The organism is Synoicihabitans lomoniglobus, from assembly GCF_029023725.1.
Lineage (GTDB): Bacteria > Verrucomicrobiota > Verrucomicrobiia > Opitutales > Opitutaceae > Actomonas > Actomonas lomonigloba.
Genome location: NZ_CP119075.1, coordinates 2,735,814 through 2,756,359, shown reverse-complemented (window position 1 = coordinate 2,756,359; position 20,546 = coordinate 2,735,814). Strand labels below are relative to the sequence as shown.

At 55.3% G+C, this 20,546-nt stretch carries 18 protein-coding genes; 5 read left to right on the top strand and 13 right to left on the bottom strand.

Going from position 1 to position 20,546, the window contains the following annotated elements; translation table 11 throughout:
- Positions 1 to 75: 75 nt before the first annotated feature.
- The 5 genes from PXH66_RS10905 to PXH66_RS10885 form a co-directional block, all read right to left on the bottom strand.
- Complete coding sequence (locus PXH66_RS10905; protein ID WP_330931511.1) at positions 76 to 1,209, bottom strand: glycosyltransferase family 4 protein; 1,134 nt, start codon at positions 1,207 to 1,209, stop codon at positions 76 to 78.
- Positions 1,206 to 2,699, bottom strand: a complete 1,494-nt coding sequence (locus PXH66_RS10900) for a glycosyltransferase family 4 protein (RefSeq protein ID WP_330931510.1) — start codon at positions 2,697 to 2,699, stop codon at positions 1,206 to 1,208. The genes PXH66_RS10905 and PXH66_RS10900 overlap by 4 nt, the downstream gene beginning before the upstream one ends.
- A gap of 49 nt (positions 2,700 to 2,748) precedes the next feature.
- Positions 2,749 to 3,561, bottom strand: coding sequence for an ABC transporter permease (locus PXH66_RS10895; protein ID WP_330931509.1), 813 nt, complete (start codon positions 3,559 to 3,561; stop codon positions 2,749 to 2,751).
- Positions 3,562 to 3,813: 252 nt separating this feature from the next.
- Positions 3,814 to 4,707: an IS3 family transposase gene (locus PXH66_RS10890; RefSeq protein WP_330932026.1), complete on the bottom strand. Its 894-nt coding sequence runs from the start codon at positions 4,705 to 4,707 to the stop codon at positions 3,814 to 3,816.
- 14 nt (positions 4,708 to 4,721) lie between these two features.
- A complete protein-coding gene (locus PXH66_RS10885; protein ID WP_330932027.1) occupies positions 4,722 to 5,015 on the bottom strand; it encodes a transposase in 294 nt (97 codons plus the stop codon).
- Between the two features lie 319 nt (positions 5,016 to 5,334).
- Between PXH66_RS10885 and PXH66_RS10880 the strand changes: the two genes are divergently transcribed.
- From PXH66_RS10880 to PXH66_RS10865, 4 genes are all read left to right on the top strand, one after another.
- Positions 5,335 to 6,681 (top strand): TolC family protein, encoded by a 1,347-nt coding sequence (locus PXH66_RS10880; RefSeq protein ID WP_330932378.1) that lies wholly within the window; start codon positions 5,335 to 5,337, stop codon positions 6,679 to 6,681.
- A 149-nt stretch (positions 6,682 to 6,830) separates the two neighbouring features.
- The gene (locus PXH66_RS10875; protein WP_345784031.1) at positions 6,831 to 7,775 is read left to right on the top strand and encodes an efflux RND transporter periplasmic adaptor subunit; all 945 of its coding nucleotides are present in this window, start codon (positions 6,831 to 6,833) and stop codon (positions 7,773 to 7,775) included.
- Positions 7,776 to 7,843: 68 nt separating this feature from the next.
- Entirely contained in the window at positions 7,844 to 9,037 is a 1,194-nt protein-coding gene (locus PXH66_RS10870) for an ABC transporter permease (RefSeq protein WP_330928072.1), read from the top strand.
- Positions 9,034 to 9,735, top strand: coding sequence for an ABC transporter ATP-binding protein (locus tag PXH66_RS10865; protein ID WP_330932362.1), 702 nt, complete (start codon positions 9,034 to 9,036; stop codon positions 9,733 to 9,735). Before PXH66_RS10870 ends, PXH66_RS10865 begins: the two co-directional genes overlap by 4 nt.
- A 64-nt stretch (positions 9,736 to 9,799) precedes the next feature.
- On the opposite strand, the gene PXH66_RS10860 is transcribed toward PXH66_RS10865, so the two are convergent.
- Positions 9,800 to 10,873 (bottom strand): M42 family metallopeptidase, encoded by a 1,074-nt coding sequence (locus PXH66_RS10860; protein ID WP_330928074.1) that lies wholly within the window; start codon positions 10,871 to 10,873, stop codon positions 9,800 to 9,802.
- Positions 10,874 to 10,940: 67 nt separating this feature from the next.
- Here PXH66_RS10860 and hisA point away from each other — a divergent pair, with 67 nt between their 5' ends.
- Positions 10,941 to 11,669, top strand: a complete 729-nt coding sequence (gene hisA, locus PXH66_RS10855; RefSeq protein WP_330928075.1) for a 1-(5-phosphoribosyl)-5-[(5-phosphoribosylamino)methylideneamino]imidazole-4-carboxamide isomerase — start codon at positions 10,941 to 10,943, stop codon at positions 11,667 to 11,669.
- 182 nt (positions 11,670 to 11,851) lie between these two features.
- Here hisA and PXH66_RS10850 read toward each other — a convergent pair whose 3' ends face one another.
- From PXH66_RS10850 to PXH66_RS10820, 7 genes are read right to left on the bottom strand one after another with little or no spacing between them, the layout of a single operon-like run.
- Entirely contained in the window at positions 11,852 to 12,637 is a 786-nt protein-coding gene (locus PXH66_RS10850; protein ID WP_330928076.1) for an FkbM family methyltransferase, read from the bottom strand.
- Positions 12,634 to 14,022, bottom strand: coding sequence for a dihydrolipoyl dehydrogenase family protein (locus PXH66_RS10845; protein WP_330928077.1), 1,389 nt, complete (start codon positions 14,020 to 14,022; stop codon positions 12,634 to 12,636). Before PXH66_RS10845 ends, PXH66_RS10850 begins: the two co-directional genes overlap by 4 nt.
- A 57-nt stretch (positions 14,023 to 14,079) precedes the next feature.
- Positions 14,080 to 15,477 carry an exopolysaccharide biosynthesis polyprenyl glycosylphosphotransferase gene (locus tag PXH66_RS10840; RefSeq protein ID WP_330928078.1) on the bottom strand — a complete coding sequence of 466 codons (1,398 nt, stop codon included), beginning with the start codon at positions 15,475 to 15,477 and terminating at the stop codon, positions 14,080 to 14,082.
- Between the two features lie 22 nt (positions 15,478 to 15,499).
- Complete coding sequence (locus tag PXH66_RS10835) at positions 15,500 to 16,705, bottom strand: glycosyltransferase family 4 protein (protein WP_330928079.1); 1,206 nt, start codon at positions 16,703 to 16,705, stop codon at positions 15,500 to 15,502.
- Complete coding sequence (locus tag PXH66_RS10830) at positions 16,702 to 17,520, bottom strand: glycosyltransferase family 2 protein (RefSeq protein ID WP_330928080.1); 819 nt, start codon at positions 17,518 to 17,520, stop codon at positions 16,702 to 16,704. The genes PXH66_RS10835 and PXH66_RS10830 overlap by 4 nt, the downstream gene beginning before the upstream one ends.
- A gap of 4 nt (positions 17,521 to 17,524) precedes the next feature.
- The gene (locus PXH66_RS10825; RefSeq protein WP_330928081.1) at positions 17,525 to 18,931 is read right to left on the bottom strand and encodes an O-antigen ligase family protein; all 1,407 of its coding nucleotides are present in this window, start codon (positions 18,929 to 18,931) and stop codon (positions 17,525 to 17,527) included.
- Positions 18,928 to 20,061 (bottom strand): glycosyltransferase, encoded by a 1,134-nt coding sequence (locus tag PXH66_RS10820; protein ID WP_330928082.1) that lies wholly within the window; start codon positions 20,059 to 20,061, stop codon positions 18,928 to 18,930. The genes PXH66_RS10825 and PXH66_RS10820 overlap by 4 nt, the downstream gene beginning before the upstream one ends.
- Positions 20,062 to 20,546 lie beyond the last annotated feature (485 nt).

Sequence of the window (20,546 nt, the reverse complement as noted above, 5' to 3'; positions counted from 1 at the left end):
CTGGAATTGACGCTCAGTCAATTGAGAAATGAGGGATGGGACCTGAAAAGCTGATGGGCAATACAGGAGTTGGAATCAGAAGCCCTTGTGTGAGGCTAGAACTTCTTCGTAGAAATTTCGGGTAAGTTTTGCGGTATTTTCCCAGCTGAATTTCGAGGCTTGGGCCATCCCGTTGGTCGCCAGATCTTCACGTCGCTCATCGTGATCGTGAAGCTCGATTAATGCTTCGGTCCAAAGAGTTGGCTGTGACGGATCTAGTAAAATTGCCGCGCGTCCGGCGATTTCTGGCAAACTGGTCCGATTGGAGCATACCACAGGACAACCTTGGCTCATGGCCTCTATAACTGGTAGTCCAAAACCTTCATACCAACTGGGGAGGAATAAGGCGCGGGCCTTTCGGTAAAACTTCACCAGTTCAGCGTCAGAGACATACCCAAGGCGGCGCACCAGTCCGCGACTTTCCAAACGACGAAGTTGCTCTTGCCATGATGACTCAAGCCATCCTTCTCCGCCCGCAATCCACAGCGCGAGTGGTGACTCCACTTGGTTCACATACCTCTCGAAAGCCGTAAGTAAGGTTTGCAGGTTTTTGCGAGGTTCTTGGGTTCCAACAAACAACCAAAATTCGCCAGTGCCTTCATTTGATAATTTCGTCAGTCGAGGCAGAAATGAGGCGAGCGGTATGACCGCAGATTTCACCTTGGCTTTCCGCTCAAAATTGGGAATGAAATGATCAAATTCTCCTCGGGCGTGTTCAGATATAAAAATCAGTCCATTCGCATGAGCGAGAGAGTCGAGGACGCCTTGCTGGCAGTCGTATCGTATTCGATCGGTAGTGAATTGAGGAACTGCCCAAAAACTGAAATCAAAGATCGAAACCACTAGCGCTGCATTCCTTACCCGTGGAGCTTGAAAACTGGTAGCGTGAACGATCTCAGGTGTGCCGGGGAAATCGCCTGTGGCCAAAGCCTCCCGCCATTCTCGAATCACTGATTCGGTTTTAGCATGGTCCTGCGGGTCACCGCCTCGGGAGAGGTTCGGTAATTTTGCGATGGATTCTGGCGGATTAATCCAATTTGCAAAGCTGCGATAGCAGATGAACTCGTCATTATGCGGCAGACGCGCCATGGCCTCAAGCAGGGTTTGAGCGTATCTACCTCCGCCGGCGCGAGTTGAAGCTGACTGTGCCAAATCCAAACCGATTTTCATTGGGAGCAAGGAGCCAATATATTGTGAATTGTGTTGTCGGCCTCGATGACTTCGAGGGACTCGATTTGCACACCGTGCACTCTTGGGTCCTCGCTGCTCAATCGGTTCGCGTTCAAAATGCGAAGCATGAGTGTCGAGGCGAGAGCCGGTAGGCCCGCCGTCAGAAAAGCCGGTTTCGAGGGAGGTAGGTTAAATTCTCCCAAGATCATTTTCCCGCTTGAAAGAAGTAGAGTGCGCGGAGCCGGGAGTGGTTTCAGTTTGAGATGAATCGAAGCAGGTTGGGACAGCTGCGGAAGAGCAAAGGCCGCTGCTGGGTCTGTTAGTCCATCTTCAATCCAGTAGCCGGAATGTCGAAATCGAGCGGGTGCGGATGAGATGCGTGCGAATAAGGCGATCAATGCTCCGGCTTCCCGTTCCGCTGAAAAGTGGGTTAGGCGCGCCTTGCCACTCTTCTTGAGATTGTCGCGAATCCCAGGATCGTTGGAGAGGATCTCAATTTGGGCAGCCAATTTGTCCGGGTTCCGGCAATCTACCAGAATTGCGGCTTCCCCCACCACTTCAGGAATTGCAGTTTTATCGCCACAGATTATTGGCACTCCAGCTGCCATCGCCTCAAGCAACGGGATACCGAAGCCCTCGTGCAGCGATGGAAAGATCATGCCTCCCGCATTACGATATAGCCATGCAAGCCGAGTTTCGTCGACGAATCCAAGAAAATGGACCGAGTTTCCGATACCAAGTGCATGGGCATGTATCCTCAACGTTTGCATGCGTTGGTCGGGATATCCGGTTAGGACTAAAGGCCAAGGTTCGCCTCCGGTATTCTGCCGGTAGATTGCGTAAGCGACCAACAGGGTTTCGTGATTTTTGTGAATCCAACTATTGGCGGGGTAGAAAAAATAGGGGGAGGTGAGATGGATAGGCGGATCGCAGTCTTTTGCATTTATCGGGAAGCGGTCCTGGATGGGAAGATAGATGCGTGTGGTTCGATCGTCCGTTAATGGATAGTGATAATGAAAGCGGTCGAGAGTGTAGTCGGAAATCACCTGAATTCCGTCGCTGACACTCACAAGGTGTGTGAACTCGAGTTCCCGCACGGCCAAGTCCGCGTCCGTTAGAGTCAAGGGAAACTCGCGGTGCAGCACATCGACCACAAGGGAAACTGTGGGAACGCCGGGACAAGCGTGGACCGGGGAGCCGAGTGGACTGTAAACCAAATCGCATTCCAGACGAGCAGCGAGGTCGAACGAGACGCCGGGATCAGTCAAAATTTCGTCGGCCTTTCGAAGATGTTCACGCCAAGGTCCAATGTCGTGATTCGCCGGGACTACGAGCACTAGTTCGAAAATTGGCATACGGGACCGGACCAGCCACCCGATCATCTCTAGGATCGCTGGGCGGATGCCGCCGCTGCTGCCGCCCCGGGGCAACCTTGCAAGGTCGACTAAAACGCGTAATTTGGCCGCGCTTGAATTGAGTTCTTCGTCCATTTCAGCTGGGTTGAGCGACCTCGGGCAGGCTCAAGCGCCATTAGGCGATTCAAACAACATCGGCGAAGGCCGACTTAAGGCGTTGGAAAACCCAATGGCCCGTGACCATCATCCCGAAGCCGACCAGGAAAGTGTAAGCCAGATACTTTGGATTAAAGGGTTCGTTCCAAATCATGCATTCGCGTGCCATGTGAATCGTAAGTAGCAGTGGGTTGAAACGTAGGATGGCCCAAGCGGCTTCAGGTATCGCACTCACAGGATAAAAAACTCCGCTCGAAAACATCACTACCATGTTTAAAAATCCGATCGTCTGACCTACATCGCGAAAGAATACTCCGATTGCGGCGCCTAACCACGCCCCCCCCAGCATCATCATGCCTAACGGTAGCAGAACAACGGGAAGCCACAGGGCCCGAAGCGGAAGTCCATCGCCAAGAAAAACCAGGCCGATACCGACCAAAAGCAGACTAATGAGTGTGTTGAAAGCCGCGACCCATACAGCCGAGGTAGGAAGGATTTCCATGGGGAATACGACCTTCTTCACCAAGTTGGGCTGGCTAATAATACTGGTCACGGAGAATCCCATGACTTCACCAACGAAACCATAGATCGTCAGTCCCAGAAAAACAGTCAGCGCATATGCCACGCGGGACTCAGGCTGGGAGGTGTTGAACGAGCCACCGAATACGTAGCCGAATACGAATACGTAGAGCGCAACCATCAACAGAGGGTTCAGCACTGACCAAACGATGCCGAGATAGCTTCCTTGGTGGCGCATCTGCAAATTGCGCACGGTGAATTGCCAGAGTAATTCCCTGTAGCTCGTGAAAACACTCAAGAGATGACTGCGTTTTTTCTTCATGATTGAAACTCAATGGGCCTTAGCGCCCCTGTGATCGAATGAGGCGGTGAGTTAGTCCATCAGGCGACTTGGGCCTAGAAGCGCCGAGAAAACCGCTTTTGCAAGAAAACGCGGAACGATGCTCAACTTCTCACTTAAAGATTGGACGCATTCATGAGGCTAAGGTTTACGAAACTCATTCGTCGCTGGTTCCATAGTGATCGGGCCTGAGATGGTGAGACACGGTCGTCTCTTATTTGGTGGGTTATGGGTTTAGTTGCGGGTTAGGCAATCGGGTTGTGCATTGCCCCCCATGGGGGGCAAGATTTTTGCCTCCGCCTGCATCGGGCTCAGGTAGCCCAGAGAGGCGTGTTTGCGGAATCGGTTGTAGAAGACTTCGATGTAGTTGAAGACGTTGGCGCGGACTTGGGCTTCGTTGGCAAAGACGTGGTCGCGCACTGCGGCCGTTTTGTAGCGACCAAAGAAGGACTCCATCGCGGCATTGTCGTAGCAGTTGCCCTTGGCGCTCATGCTCGGGTGCATTTTCAGCTTGGCCAGCAGGCGTTGGTAGCGATCCGCGGCGTAGGTGCTGCCCCGGTCGCTGTGATGCACGATGCCGGCGCGGACTTCGCCGCGGGTTTGCACGGCGTTTTCCAACGCGGTGCAGACCAGGGCGGTGTCGTTGCGATCGGAGACGCTCCAGCCGACGATGCGTCGGGTGCATAGATCCATCACCGTCGCCAGATAACACCAGCTCTCGTCCGTGCGCAGATAGGTGGTGTCGGCCACCCAGATCTGATCGCGATGCTCCGGTTTCCCCAACTGCTTGAGTAAGTTGGGATGGTAGCCAAACAGATGCTCGCTGTCGGTGCCCATCGGCTTGAACCGGGCATGGGAGCGGCCGACCAACTCCAACTCGTGCATCAGGCGCAGGGTGCGATCACGGCCACAGTCCACGCCCTGCTCACGCAGATGTTGGTGGACCGGCCGGTAACCGTAGGGGCCGCAAGCCCGACGCACGACTTGCTCGATCACTGGCTTGATCGCTTCGTCCTGCTCTCGGCGGACCGAGGGTCTGGCCTCGATCCAGCGGTAGTATCCGCTGCGCGAGACGCCGAGCGCTTCGCCCATCTCGGCCACGTCATACCTGTGCTGATGTTTTCGCATGAACACGAAGCGGCTCACTCGTCCTTGGCGAAGTAGCTCACCGTTTTTTTTAGGATCTCATTGATCCGCTTTTCTTTCGCCAGTTGCTTGCGCAGCTGGTCGATCTCGGCGGCCAACTGGGTCGGGCTCGACTTCGCGTGCGGCGGACTCGCCGCATCCATCTCGGCCAGTTGCTCGCGTTTCCAGCGGTAAAGCAGACTCGGGTTCACATCCAACTTCCGGGAGACCTCCGGGGCACTCAGCCCGTCCATGATCATCAGCCTGGCGGCTTCGCGCTTAAACTCGGCGCTGTGTCGGTTTCGTTTCACTTTAGGTTTCTCTTTCTAAGAGATTCCCGTGTCCATTTTTCTCAGGCCCGATCAGTTCGACCTAATTGTGTCGATCGATTTGCAGAAATTTCCACGATTTCCAAATTTTCGGCGTTCTCGATATCTGAATAATTGCTCCGCACCAGCCTTGTCGTTCTTGGGCGGGGCTCAGTTCCCGGGACGGTCAAAATTCGGATGCTTTGTCCTTGCTTGGTGGTTGGCGTCCTATGTCTTATTCGTTTTGGAACCCTCTGTCCGATCGAGGGTCCGCAGTCTAGCTAAACCAATGTCATCTAAGAAATATTCTTTCCGAGCCGTGATGGCCACAGTTTGTGGCTTGTTTTTGGGGCTTTTACCCGTCGCCTCCGCGGACTCTTCAGTATTGTTGCCTGAAACGCTTTTCCCAGATCTCAATTCGCTGTTGGCGGACGCATCTTCTCAATCTCCGCGAATACTTGCTCAGCGTATTTATGATCAAGAATTAGAGGGCTACGAGATTTCAGCCAAAAGTGCTCGCTTACCGCAACTCAGCCTCGGAGTTTCGCAAACTTGGGGCAACGAAAAGCGCACCGGCGCGATGGGGGCTACCCGAGCTGATAAGCTCTACTATGGATTTAACGTATCACAGGCCATTTATCACTGGGGGACTATAAAAAATGGAGTTCGGGTGGCGGAAATTCGTCGATTGATAAACATGGGCAGGGCTCAAGAGGCCTATGAAGCGTTAGCCGCTGAAGTTCGAGCCCAGTATTTACAATTAATAGTAAAAGAGTTTGTTGTTACTCTTAATCAATACCGATTGGAACTAGCATCGGAGAAATTGATTCAAGGGAGGGAGCGGCTAACCCGACAGGCCATTGCACCTACTGCAATTTTCCCGCTTGAGATTGCTCAGTCTCGCGCAGAACTGACGACAGTACAGGTTGAGTCTGAATTAGAGCGCGGTAAGCGTGCGCTGGCGAGGTTGGTTGGTCGAGATACTCTGGGAATCAGTGAGATGCCCGAGACTATCCCGCTTTTGCCTGAAAACGCAGGGGTTGAAATGGTCGATACCTTTATGGCACAATTTAGAGCAGGCGAATTGAATGAGACGCGAGAAATATTGGCTCTTAAAAATGAGTTAAAAGTCCAGCGAATAAACCTGCACAGCGTCCGCATGGGGCTCCGTCCCCGCCTGAATTTGGTCGCAGGTATTACTCAAGACGAACAAAACTTAAATACAATTCCTGTCTACCGTTATGAAACCCAGTACGTTTTCGGTGGATTGAGTATGAATTGGAATATTTTTGATGGCTTCCGAACCAAAGGAGCTGTGCGTTCTGCTTTGGCGTTGTCGAGATCTGCTCAACACGCACTTGATGAGGCCGAAGAATCGCAATGGGAGATGATTAATAATCAAGCGGAAATGATTCGATTGAGTGCTCGATCGTTGATGATTGAAGAGCGACTCTATGCTTCAGCTGAAGGCGCGCTGGAGTTTCATCGAGAGCAATATGGTCGCGGGGAAGTGGCGGAATCTACGATTAGCACGGCGGTAGATGACCGAAATGTCGCACTGTTGAATGCCATGAATGCAAGGTATAGCCATCTTATGGCAATTGTTCAGTTCCTTGCCTATATTGACGCGGACCCAGCGGTCGATCTTTTCAATATTTCCAGTCGATGAAAAAGCTATTCTTCATTGTTGTAGTCTTAGCCCTAGTGGGGACTATATATAGGGTCACTAACCGGCACAATGCAGTCGTGCATGCTGCTTGGTCGGGGAAGGCGGTCCGGGCGGTTCCGGGTAGTGTGGCCGTTTTGGCGGAATTTGATATGGACCTTAAAAGTGAGGTTGGGGGCAGGGTGGTGCTGTCCGAGCTGGATGCCGGAGCTCACTTCAACAAGAATGACGTTTTGGTGCAGATTGATACCTCCGACTTGGAGCTCGAGATCGAGCGCATCGAATCCGACTATTTGGCGGCCAAGGATCGCATTGAAGTAGGGTCGTCGATTGAATTGGATCTGGCGTCAGCCCAGGAGAGTTTGGAGATCTCACGACGACTGATGCGCAGCGGGAATCTTTCCGAGGCGGAATTCCGCAAGCAAGAAAGGTCGGTGCAGCAGATTGAGCAAAAACTCAAATTGGAGGAAGTGAACAACCGCCAATTGTTGGCGACGTTCGAAAACACGCTCGCTCAGAAGCGACGTCAGTTGGCCAAGATGCGTATCACCGCACCGTTCGAGTGCGTCGTGTCCGAAGTCTATGCCCGTCCGGGGGATTTGATCGGAGCCAACTCACCGATCGCCTTGTTGATTTCCACGAGTCGCACGGTGGAAGCTCGGATCAGTGAGGAGAATTTTTCCAACCTTGCCTTGGGCCAAACGGCATCGGTGCGTTTTCTCGGTTACGGCAATGACCAATATAACGCCAAAGTCTCCAAAATCTTGCCTGCGGCCGACCCGGAGACCCTACGATATATCGTTCACTTGGAGGTCAATATCGATCCGGTTAAACTGGTCCCGGGACTCACGGGGGAGGTTTCCATCATCACGGCCGAACGAAACGGCACCACTCTCATTCACCGGCGTGCGCTTATCGGTGACAAGGTCATGGTGGTCAATGATGGCACGATTGAAGTGCGCACCGTGGACGTGGGTTACGAAAGCCTCAATGAGGTGGAAATTCTGGAGGGTATCGAACCAGGTGAGCTGGTGGTCACCGAGGAGCTGGATTTGTTTCGGAACGGTGATCGGGTAAACCCGGTGGAGCGGAAATAACCGGCGTGATGTCGCCCAATTTTAGAATCGCGCTGCGGTTTCTGACCGCGAAAAAGCGGGCCATGTTCATGAGCCTTTCCTGTATCGTGCTCGGCATCGGCTTGTTCATTATCACCCAAGCCACCACCAGTGGATTTGAGAAGTTTTTCATTCGGACGATCCTGGGCACCAACGGTGCGATTCGCATCGCGGATAAAATGCAGGACACGATGGGGAACATGATGGCGGCGGGATACGATCCTGGCGAATCGAGCATGGTCATCTCAAATCAAGAAAACCGTAAATACATCGAAGGCATCGAAGAGCCGCGCCTGCTGATCAATGCGCTCAAGCCGTTTGCCAACGTGGCGGCGATATCTCAGGTCGTGACGGGCTCGGTCACGGCGGAGAGTTCATTTAAGAGTGAAGACGCCAAGGTCTATGGTATAGAACTCGACGACCACATTGCGGTCTCGGATTTGGAAAACCAAATCGTCGACGGTGATTTAGGGGCTTACCGAGTAACGCCTCTGGGCGTCATCGTCGGGAGCCAATTAGCCCGTCGTCTCCGGCTCAGTCCCGGGGATTCGTTGTTACTGCAAACCCGCGAACAGAACCGGCGGTATACTGTCGCGGCGGTTTTCGAAACCGGGGTGGCGGATTTGGATCGAGAACGAATTTACATGCACTTGGGGGAATCCCGGTCGCTACTGAAAAAGACGAGTGGGGCGACGTTTTTACAGGTGGGCTTGATTGAACCCGATCGTGCGCCGGGCGATGCGTTGTTGATGAGTGAAACACTGCGCTACAACGCGGAGAGTTGGCAGCATCGCGAGAAGACATGGTTGGATGTGTTCGGCGCACTACGGATATCTTCCGCCATTACGGTATCGGTATTTACCCTGATAGCCGGGTTGGCGATGTTCAACACGCTGGCCATGATCGTCATGGAGAAAACCAAGGACATCGCGATCCTGCGCTCGATGGGCTACACGCGGGACGATGTCTCGCAGATTTTTCTTTGGCAGGCTCTTATCGTGCTGATGATTGGCACGGTTTTGGGCTGCCTGCTGGGGGCTGGCGGCACGTATGCCATTTCCCATGTGCCGGTGCGAATCACCGGTATTTTTGCAACGGATACGTTTATCGTGGCTTGGTCGATTTGGCATTATGTGGCCGCGGTCATAACGGCCATCATTATGGTGATGTTGGCGAGCCTGGTGCCGGCGCAACGAGCGGCCCGATTGGAACCGGGTGACGTGATTCGGGGGACTGCCCAATGAGCGCGAAATCGATGCAATCCGACATCGTGCTTCGGTGCGAAGGCATGCACCGCTATCTGGGCGAAGGCGAGGGGCGGGTGCACGTTTTACGTGGCGTTTCTTTCGAGGCCAAGCGAGGGAACGTCTATGCGATTGTCGGACCCTCCGGTTGTGGCAAATCGACCTTGCTGTATCAGTTGGGACTGTTGGACCAGCCGGACGATGGTAGAATTTGGTTGGCGGGCGAACTCATGTCGAACAGCAGCGACCAAGCCCGCACGGCCGCTCGGAACCGCCACCTGGGTTTTGTCTTTCAGTTTCATTTTCTCATGCTCGAGTTTTCCGCCTTGGAGAATGTCATGATGCCCATGCGCAAGCAGGGACGTCTGAGTGCGGCGGAAATGGAAGCGCGCGCGACATCACTCCTCACTTCGGTGGGATTGGCGGATAAGACCCACCGGTTGGGCACCCAGCTTTCAGGTGGTGAACAACAGCGTGTGGCGGTCGCTCGAGCCTTGGCTAATGAACCCTCGGTCATTTTGGCCGATGAACCGACCGGCAATCTCGATCAAAAGAACTCCGACATGGTGTTCAATTTGCTTACGAGCTTAGCCAAGGAAAATGGTCAGGCCATCGTTTTGGTCACCCACAATCCAGATATTGCCAAACGGTGCGATTTCGTGCGCCCCATGCGGGACGGCGAATTCGTTACGGATTAGTCGTTCCGGAGCGGGAACCGGCGCGGAGATCGCTGCGTCATGGGACCAGTTTAAACGGTGAGCCCTACCAGTGCAGGTAATCGCCGGGCTTGAGAGCTTTGGCAAACTCCACCAGCAGTTTCACGGACGCTTCTATATCGGCCAGGTCGACCATTTCACTGGGCGTATGCATGTAGCGCAACGGCACGCTGATGAGACCCGTGGCGACGCCCCCTCGGGCCATTTGGATAGCCCGGGCATCCGTGCCAGTGGGACGAGGATCAGCTTCCAATTGATAGTCAATTTTGGCCTTTCGGGCGGCCTTGACCAAGCGTTCGTAGACGAGGGGATTGATGTTCGGGCCGCGACAAATAATGGGGCCGCCGCCCAGTTTGGTTTCGCCATACTTCCGATTGTCGCAGTCGGGGTGGTCCGTAGCGTGCCCGACATCGACGGCAATTGCGATGTGCGGATCGACGTGGTAGCTCGATGTCGTGGCCCCACGGACACCGATTTCTTCCTGAGCGGTTCCGACCGCCACGACTTGAGCCGCTGTTTTTTTCTTACCGGCGGCCAGTCGGATAAGCGTTTCGCCCACGATGTAGGCCCCGGCTTTGTTGTCGAACGCTCGGGCGGTGCCAATTGTGCCATGCAAAAGTTCGAACTCGTGGTCGTAGGTGACGGTATCGCCGATACGGATACGCTGCAATGCATCGGCTTTGGAGGTCGCTCCGATGTCGATCCACATTTCATGAATTTCAGGGACCTTCTTGCGATCCTCCGGGCTCATTAAGTGAATCGCTCGCTTTCCCGTGATCCCTCTCACGGGCCCTTGGGCGGTGCGAATAATCACCCGTCGCCCGGCGATCATCACGCGGTCGTGGCCGCCGATGGTGTTGAAATAGAGAAATCCCTCCGGGTTCACGTAGGTGATAAGCAGACCCAACTCGTCCAAGTGACCGGCGAGCATCAGCACGGGATCCCCTTTCGGGTTGAGCGTGGCGATACGGTTGCCGAGCGCATCTTTCTGGTAAGTATCCGCCGCCGGGGTGACGTAACGGTCGAACACGGCTTGGGATTCGAATTCATCGCCGGAAGGAGCGCGGGCGGCGAGGAGGTCGGTGAGAAATACGGGGGGAGAGTAAGAGGATTTGGACATGATTGAACCGTTGCTTTTCCTCTAACGTGAATTCGGAATCCCGGCTCGGAAACCTTTTTCAGTCCATATGACCATCTACCCAGCCATTGATATCAAAAACGGTCGCGCCGTGCGTTTGCTCCAGGGCCGCGCCGATCAGGAAACCGTGTATGCGACCAATCCCGCCGAGGTGGCCGCGACGTTCAAAGCCGCCGGCAGCGAATGGGTGCACGTCGTTGACTTGGATGGGGCCTTCGCGGGATCACCGCACAATCTGGCGCAAATTGAAGCGATCGTCGCGACGGGCATGAAGGTCCAAATGGGCGGTGGCATGCGCGATCGCGCCAAGGTCATGCGAGCGCTTGAAATCGGTGTGAGCCGGGTAGTGGTGGGCACTCGGGCGGCTGAAAGTGAATCTTTTGTCGCGGAGCTGGTGGCGGAATTCGGCCAACGCATTGCCGTGGGGATCGATGCCAAGGCTGGAAAAGTAGCGGTCAAAGGCTGGGTCGACACGACGGGTGTTGATGCCATCGAGATGGCGAAGCGTATGGACGCGATTGGAGTTTCGACTCTCATCTACACCGACATCGGCACCGACGGCATGTTGACGGGCCCAAATCTTGCGGCGCAGGAGGAGATAGCCCATGCGGTTACGGCGCACGTGATCGCCAGCGGGGGGGTGAGTAAGCGTGAGGACGTGGTGGCTTTGGCCGAAATCGAAAAACGCCGTCCAAATCTGGACGGCGTCATCGTGGGTAAAGCGCTCTACGAGAAGCGGGTAGATTTAGCGGACTTATTGCACTTGCGTGCAGGTTAGGAGAAATCAGCGTTTTGATTTAGGCGGACGTTCTCGGTTAAGTTCCATTTTCCACTGACTGGCGTGAGTTTGCGAAGCCCGATTACCGCGGTTGTCGAAATCAAAAAACGCCGCCCAAATTTGGACGGCTTAATCGTGGATAAAGCGTTCGGAAAATTAGGTTGGAAGGAGTAGGTCTACCTTCAATTGGCTACCGTGGATTGAGGGTTTGGAGTGAACAAAACGTCCTTACCTATGAGAGAACCGTCCCCTGATTTTGTTTCTGATAGGATTTGGAGGCTGTAATCGAGCGGCTTCAGAATGGACATCGTGCCGTCAATTTCGGCTTGGCTATGGAAGGCCAAAATGAGCGTAGGTCGAGTTTTGGCCAGCGACATGCGAGCTCCTTCGAGAGCGGACTGGGCATGGCCCTCGACGTCCACTTTGATAAAATTAGGGAGGCGAATCTCGCGGGATTGCACCAGTTGGTCCAGTGATACTGCTTTAACTTTTATAGGGGCGGCTTCCGCAGTTACCGTTTCACCTTCGTAAGGCAGATGCGTCGTAGTGCTACGGAGGGTGCCGTAGCTGAGAAGTTCAATTTCACCGGGCTGACTAGTAACCGCTGCGTTGATACATTTCATCCAGGATAAGCTATTCATGCGTCGATGCCTTTCCAGTCGCGCGAAACTAAACGGGTTGGGTTCGAATGCTACGACTTGCCCGGCGGGGCCGGTTCGTCGAGCGAGTCCCACACTGTAAATGCCGAAATGCGCCCCGAGGTCCCACACTACCTTGCCGGATAGGTCATCCCAGTTTTCCATCGCTTGATGGATCTCTGGTTCTTGTCCCGTTCGCCAATAGGCACTCCAAGGATAAAGTGTCCATTTTGCGCCTGCGGCGATACCCGAGCGCACTCGAACCGGTAAATATTCCAAGTGGGTGATGGCCAGAAAGACATCTAGAAAGGAAATGATTAGTTGTTTCATTGTGCCGTGATTTGCTCAGCGATGTCTTCTAACGGGTAGGTTAGAATTTCGGCCAAGGTCGGGTGATACCATGGCGCTTTGAGCATATCGTGCACGGTGGCCTTCATGGCCAACGGCGTGCTGAAGCAGTGGATGAGTTCACCGGCTTGAGAGCCGGCAATTTCCGCTCCCAATACGCGCCCGCGTTTGCGATCGGCGATGACCTTCACGTAGCCTCGGGTGGCGTTCATGAGGATGGACTTGCCGTGGTCATCGAAAGGGTAGGTTGCGACGGCGTAGGGCACGTTGTTTTCCTGTAATTCACTTTCCTGGATGCCGATCGACGCCAGGGGAGGATCCGTAAATACCACGTTCAGCAGCAACGCGGGGTCGATGGGCTTGAGCGCTTTGACGCCGAACGCATGGCGGGCGGCGAGCTCACCCTGGGCCACCGCCAGATGCACGATGTCGTGGGGACCGCAAACATCGCCACCCGCATAGATGTGAGATTGGGAGGTTTGCTGCCAGCGATTGGTTTTGATGCGTCCATCGTCGCTGAGTTTTACGCCAGCTTTCTCCAAATCGAGTCCATCGGTGTTGGGTGAACGACCGAGCGCATTGAACAGATGCTTGGCGTGGCGTGTGACGATTCGACCCGAACTGCGAAAACGCACCGAGATCCCACGGGCGGAACGAGAGATGGATTCGATTTTGGTATCGGTGTGCAGATCGATGCCGTCGTCGCGAAACGCCTGCTGCACGACTTCGGAGGCCGCTGGCGAGTGATCTTTAAGAATGTTCGGGCTCCGTTGAATGAGCACCACGCGTGACCCGATGCGGCGCAAAAACTGACCCAGTTCACAGGCTACGATACCTCCCCCTAGCACGATTACACTCTCGGGCACATGATCGAGATCGAGCACGTCGTCGCTGGTCCAAGCGTCGACATCGGAGAGCCCGGGAATGGGAGGGACCGCGACCCGAGAACCGGTGCCAATGATGAAGCGTTTGCCTCGGAGCTTCGTGCCGTCGGCCAATTCCACAGTGTCGGCGTCCAAGAACCGAGCGGATTCACGAAAGATTGAGTATTTCCCGGAGGTCATCGCTTGCTGCCGATAGTCCGCAAACTCGCCAATGATTGCTCGTTTCCTCGCATGGAGTCGCTTCATGTCGACGCGCGCTGAAGGGATTTTGAGGCCGAAATCACGTCCGTGCTGGGCGAGATGAAGCACGTCGGTCGCATAGAGCAGGGTTTTCGAAGGCATGCACCCTTTGAGAATACACAGACCGCCCAAGGTTTTGGCACCGTCGACGACCGCGACTTTCTTACCCAGGTCCGCCGCAACTCTCGCGGCATTAAATCCGGCGGAGCCACCGCCGATGGCAATAAAATCAAAAGTTTTCATAAAATCTGACTGAGCTGACATGAGACGGAAAACGTATCCCGCGTTTGGGAAAGTTGGCTACTTCCCCTTACCGAAAAGCATGATGTGGATGGTTCGCAACACGATGGCGGCATCCATCACGAACGAGAAATGACGAATGTAGTAGAGATCGTATTCCAGTTTTCTCAAGGTGTCGTCGATGTTTGCCCCGTAAGGATAATTGATCTGAGCCCAGCCGGTGATGCCCGGTTTAACCAAGTGCCTGAAGTGATAACAGGGAATGGTTTCATCGTAGTCTTTCACCAGTTCATCCCACTCAGCCCGTGGTCCGATCAGGCTCATGTCTCCTTTCAAAACGTTCCACAACTGGGGGACTTCATCCAAGCGGGTTTTACGGAGGAACCCACCGATGCGCGTGATACGAGGATCGTCGTTTTGAGTGTAACGATTGTCTCCGCTCAGGACGGGTTTGTCGGTCATCGAGCGGAGCTTGATTATCTTAAAAGATTGCCGATGCAGCCCGACTCGTGACTGCCGAAACAGGACCGCGCTTCCGTCCTGCAATTTGATCGCGAGTGCGGCCGCCAACAGAACAGGACTCGCTATGATCAAACCGGTGGTCGCCGCGATGACATCGAAGAGTCGTTTCATACGGCCAAAGATGGGACTGCGGGCCATTTCGAAACCCTCCTGAAAAAGCCAAATATGATTGATGCGATAGAGGGGGATCTTTCGCCAGTAGGATTCATAAAACAGCTCCAGCGTGTAAGTGGGGACGCCGCGGAAGTAGAGCTCGGTGAGTTGGTTGGCTAAATCCAACGGCATATGAAACGCCGACTCTTTCAACACAATCGCCTCGGTGCGGAGCTTGCCGGATCGAATATCGGTGAGCACTGACGCGTAGTCGCGCATCAGAGAATCACTGTGCTCGATCGGCTTCGTCGGTGCTTGTTCTTCCATCACAGCGCACACGATTTTTTCCGCCATGCCGTTACTGGCACACACTTCGCGAAATTCCTTACAAGCGGCTGAATTTCCGATGAACAAAACGCTGCGATCACCTCGATCGAGATGCAGCCAACGGTGAAGCGATCTACGGTAGGTGAGTGTGAGCCCGGAGATGACCAGGAACGTAATGGCGATAACACTTCGCGATCCCTGCAGCGGGTAATTGGCGGGAAACGCGACAAAGGTCACCAACAGGGTGGCAAGCATGGCCATCAAGCATGCCAAACAGTGTTGCGAGGTGTAGTCGGCGCTCATCATCTCCGTGCGCGTCCGATACCCGTCGATTAAGTAAAGGGTCGTAATCGTGAACAGGAGCGGAACCAGCAACGGCTCAATGATCCAGCGTTCCGGTCCGACGATGCCACGCAGCCAGCCGCTCAAATTGAAGACGGCGACAAACACCAGAGTGTCCAATCCCAACAGTAGCAGAATGGGCAGACGGCGAGAGCGGATGGAGGGGAGACTCACTGTTTGGGTGGCGTTGAGAAGATTACGACGAAACTGGGCTGGTCAGCCAGCGTTGCCAAGACGCGACGGCACCGGCCAGACCGGGAAGGTCGCGATGGAATGCGTTCAACCGCCGTCTGAGCATCGTTTGACGGTTGGGATCGCCACGCAGTGATACGATAAAATCTTCCGCGGTCGCGAAATCATTCTCGGCCACGGCTATACCCAACCCTTCGCGGGTGATGATTTGCGCGATTTCCGCGTCGGCGGGACCGATAAATAGAATCGGACGGCCCGCCGCGACGATCCCGTAGAATTTACTGGGCCAAACCACGCCGACGCAGTCCGCCCGCATGGTGATGACATGCAAGTCGGCGGCGGCGAGGTTGCGACCGAGATCACTCCGTGGAGCCGGAGGGAGGAATCGGCAGTTGACCGCTTTCAATTCCTCGGCTCGTTGCTCCAACCTGCTTTTCTGGGGGCCTTGGCCGATCACCAGAAATTTCACTGCGCTTTCCTCACTAAAACGTGCTGCCAATTCGACCAGAGGAGCCAAGGTATGGGCTCTGCCCAGATTTCCCGAATAGGCGACCACGAAGTCATCGGAGGAAACGTTCCAGGCTTCGCGCTGGCTAACAGCATCCGCGAAATTAAGTCCGGCGGGACACCAGTTGCCGGAAATTTGGATTTTGTCCGGGGAAACTTGGCGGGCACGGATTTTCGTAGCCATGTCATCGCCAATCGCCACGACTCCCGTGGCCGCTCGCCATTCACGATCTCTCCAACCTTTTACGTTTCCGAGTATTTTCGTGAATACTCCGAAGGGGGCGATGGCCAGGGCGACCTCGGGATAGAGGTCTTGTGACCAGTGCCACATATGCGCGCCTCGATCTCGCGCAAGTTGGCCTAACCATGGCCCCAGGAGCGGGGGATCGGTCATCGCGACGACACGGTCTCCGGGTCGCACGATGCGTTTGATCGCTTCACGCGCTCGGAGAGCAAACCTGAGATAACCCATCGCCTTGGCCAAGAGGCCCACGGTTCGCATGCGATTTTGATCAAGGCGGTGAATTTTGATCGCAGCGCCCGATGCCGGGGAGAGGGATTCAGCCCCATCACTGGCAGTGACGATTTCCACTGTCGATCCCGTTGCCGCCAGGCCAGTGGCGAGGTCATACAGCAATTGCGCGGTGGCGTCCTCGGCAGGCCAAAAAACCCGATTAACGAATATGATCTTATTCGTCGTCATGATTGTGGGGAGCGGCGACTCCGGCGCAGAGCTCGTAATTCGTTTTGGGCAAAACCTTCGTAGCGTGCGATCAAGCGACAATATTCCCATCCCGCCCGACCGTCCCGAAATCCTTGGCGAAGGATGTATTGATATACGAACCGGGCTAGTGAGCGCAGAGGCAACCGGTAGCTGAGTTGCTTCAAAGCGCGTCTTCGGACCAACCGATCGGATGCGACCAGGTCCGACCATGGTAGGGGAGTCGCTTGGAATTGTTCTTTGGCTTCGACCCGCGCATAGCGCCGATGCTTTTCCAACCACCCGTCAACCCCCTCGGAGGATAAATCGTGCAAGTAGTTGTTTTGGAAATACGCCAATTTTGTGCCGGGTGCCTCGCGCTGGCCGTGGCCCACTTCGATGAACCGAAAGGACTCTGGATTTACGAATCGAGCCTGCCAGGCCGGGAAATCGGTGCAGCGGCGAATCCAACGTTCTCGCCATAACATTTTGGGCGCAATCCACGCGCCGACAACTCCCGGCGCGGGGCACCACGCCATGCATTCGGCGTGAAGTTCGGCCGTCATTCGTTCATCGGCATCCAGATGCAACAACCAGGGATGTCGAAAAGGGATGCGGTCGTGCGCGTGGTTGCGTTGTTGGGCAAAATTTTGAAACGGATTGGAAAATATCCGCGCTCCCGCCGCTTTGGCCACTTCGAGGGTATTGTCGGTCGAGCCGGAATCGAGCACCACGACGTCGTCGCACATCGCCACCGAAGCCAGACAGCCCGGCAGGCGCTGGGCTTCGTTTAGGGTCAGAATGACAACGGAATACACGATTTTAGTGCGCGGAAAGGCGGGCGTGACGCACGGCAGTGAAGAGGACTACCCAGTAGGTCAATACCACGGCCGGATTGGCCAAAGGGAATTCCACCCATGCATAGAGCGCAATCAACAGATTGACGGCCAACAGATGCAAAGAGAATGCCGAGCCTTTGAGTTGGCGTCTCATACTCCATAACGGAACGATGCCCATCGCGAGTAAAAGTAGTGTTCCTACGCCTCCAGTTTCGGCGAGGGCGCACAGCCAGTCCGAATGCGCCTCCCGATAGTAGATGGGAATGCCATCGCCGCGGTCCGTGAGCGGAGTGCGGCGACGATGGAGCAGTTCCCACGATTCGAGCCCCCAGCCGAACCACGGTTTGTCCCGCCAGATTTCCAGGGACGTGGTGTAGATGGTGGCCCGTTCACCGATTGATCCTTGCGTTTTCATGGCCGCGAGCTGAGATCGCGTATCCGCTATTCGGGCACGAATGGTTTTCCCGCCCATGTAGTAGACCGCGCCCGCAACCAACACCGTTGCGAGGCACAACCCCGCGACTTTGGCGCGGGCGCTGCCGCCGCGGCGTCGCGTGCGGGTAATCACTCGCCGGCTCTCCACTACAGTGATGCCGAGTAAGATCACGCCCAGCATCATCGTGCCCGAACGGGACGTGGTCATGGGGATCGTTACGGCGATCAACAACGCGGCCACTAACGCCCCCACCGCCGGCGAGTGGTAGAATCCTCGCCCAGCGTCTCGTCCCGCGAGACTGGGCACGAGAGCAAACCACATCATGATACCCATCAAAGCGAAGGGGCCCCAGTGGTTGTGATATACAAACGTGCCAAAAAACGTGGGGTTCGGCGATTTCACCCAGCCGAAAAACATGTCCGCGTGGACTAGTTCCTGTAGCGTGCCGAATACCGCCAAGACGGTGGTGTTCATGGCGAGCACCAGCATCAGGCGCTGAAGTAACCGTATGCTGGATACGTTTAGCGCCAGAGTGAATCCACTCAAATACAGACCGAATAGCAGCCAGAGTTCCGACAGCGCCTCGACAGGTTTGGCCCCACTGGGCAGCCAGGTGAGCGGGGCGACAGGACGGTAGACCAAACTGTCGAAAAGCGGGACCACGCGGAAATTGAGGTTGAACGCGCTCGTCACAATTTGGAGACCCAGCAGCAGCGCCGGAAGCAACCACAGTAGTGGTCGGATCAATGGCTGTCCTTGGTTTCGGCGACTCATGAAACCGGCGATGGTGAGTCCCAGACTCAACGTTCCCCATAGCGAAAGCGGAACCTTGGCCCAGTCGATTTTTCCGCCGAACATCCACGAAGTCGTGACCACGAAAATCGCCACGTGCCAAAACGTGAGCAAGCTCAGCAATCCGCTGTGGCGGTGCCGGAGTTCCGGGGATTCGTTCATTTCAAATCTCGATGGCTGGTTATCAGTTCTTGATAAAACTCGATCAACCGAGCCGCCGGTTTCTTCCAAGTGAATGCTTGTGTCACCCAGGCTTGGCCGCGTTCTCCCGCGTTGCGGAGTTCATCGGTGGTCAAGGCTAAGGCCGACTTTAACGTGCCTGCGAACTCGGCCCAACCCACGCACCAACCCGCCGCATGGACGTGAACGTCTTGCCAAGGGGTGCCATCGGTTACGAGGACCGGGACGGCGTGCGCCAAACTTTCCGCCACTACGAGTCCGAAGTTTTCCGAATGCGAAGGCAGCAAAAACAGGTCGGCGACGCCGAATGGAGGCGGCGCGCCGTCCCCATTGCAGACCATGATGAAATCGTCTGGTTTTTGCTGTGACGTGACGTGATCTCGAACGGTGTCGATGGTGTATTCGTCGTCGATACCCACGATGAGAAGAGCCCAGCCTGGGCGTGGTGCCTGGCACCACAAATTGATGAGCTCCAATACGCGCTTTTTTCGATGGAATCGTGAATAAAACAGCGCGACACGTCTGCCCTGCAGTGAAGCGGCTTTTGGGGTCCAATAGGCCTTGCTCTCCTCTCGTTGATTGGCGGTGGGCAAGGCCACACCATTGGAGGCCAGGCAACTTGGCTGCTGAAACCCCAATGCTTTTATTTCAAGTGTTTCGGCTTCGCTGGTCGTGTGCCATCCGGTCACGGCCTCAAGGGCTCCTGGGTGGATCAACACTCGGGCTACTTGCTTGCGTCGGCGGTGATGTGACCATGCCCAAGGCGTCATCATCCCGCGAGGCGCCAGCACCAATGGAACGGCATGGGTGCGCGAGAAATGATGGGCATAGTGCAGCGGTCGCAACCACACGCCATGAGCGTGCACCACCTCGTAGTCGGAATGGTGGAGGAACCTGCTCATCTGCCGGGACGGACAGGCAAATTGCGGAATATCTCTGTGAAATGTGCGCACGGTGACGTTCTCATTCTCTTCCGTGGAGGGGGCCGCGCCGGTTACGAGGATTTCGACCTCGTGGTCCAGACGAGCCTGAGCGCGCGCAAGTTCTCGCACCGAACGACTCGGTCCCCCGTGGCGTGAGGCAAGGCTGGCGACGATGTGAGCGATGCGCATAGGCTAACCGCGAGGGACTTCGCGCGGCCGAAGCGGGCGGCATGGATTTCCCGCACATACCATGCGTGCGGGAATGTTCTTAATCACAACGGATCGAGCGCCGATTACGGCGAGTTCCCCGATTGAAACTCCGGGACCGACAAAAACATCTGCCGCCACCCAGACATTGGAGGCGATTTCAATCTGTTTCGTTACGAGCGGCATCGACCACTGCTCAAAATCGTGAGAACCGGCACACAGGTAGGATCGTTGACTGATGTTAGCTCCATATCCCAAACGAATGGTTGCCAGATTATACAAAGTCACTTCGTGGCCGACCATGGTTCGAGGTTCGAGGTGCAACCGCCACGGGAATATGGTCTTCACGGTTGGAAATATCACCACTTGATCGATGCGGGGAATCTCGGCACCAAAACATCGCAGCAAGAGGGCCCGCCAACGGTGCCATGGGCGCGGACTCCAGCGAAACAGGGTCGCTTGGACGA